Annotated in this window: 1 protein-coding gene; it reads right to left on the reverse strand. The window is 61.3% G+C overall.

Features of this window, described 5'->3' with window-relative positions:
* Positions 1-65: 65 nt before the first annotated feature.
* Positions 66-364, reverse strand: a 299-nt coding sequence (locus X742_RS01000000171330; RefSeq protein ID WP_032925244.1) for a hypothetical protein, incomplete at its 5' end; no start/stop codon positions are given.

Genomic DNA, 364 nt, shown 5'->3' on the forward strand with positions numbered 1-364 from the left:
CCCTACACGACGCTCTTCCGATCTACCTTTCTCCCCGTTGAACGGGGAGAAGAGAGCCAATCACCTCAGGCAAAATACTCCTGCAGCGGCCTGACTTCCAAACTCCCCGCCTTCAACGCCGCAATCGCTTCCGCCACGGCCGCGGCACCCGACAACGTCGTGTAATACGGCACTTTCTGCATCAGCGTCGCCCTGCGCAGCGATTTGGAGTCCGACACCGCCTTCTGGCCATCCGTTGTGTTGAACACGATCTGGACCTGGCGGTTGCGGATGGCGTCTTCGATGTGGGGGCGGCCTTCCAGGACCTTGTTGATCTTCTGCGCGTCGACGCCGTTTTCGGCGAGGAAGCGCTGCGTGCCTGAGG

This window comes from Mesorhizobium sp. LNHC229A00, assembly GCF_000502415.1.
Taxonomy (GTDB): domain Bacteria; phylum Pseudomonadota; class Alphaproteobacteria; order Rhizobiales; family Rhizobiaceae; genus Mesorhizobium.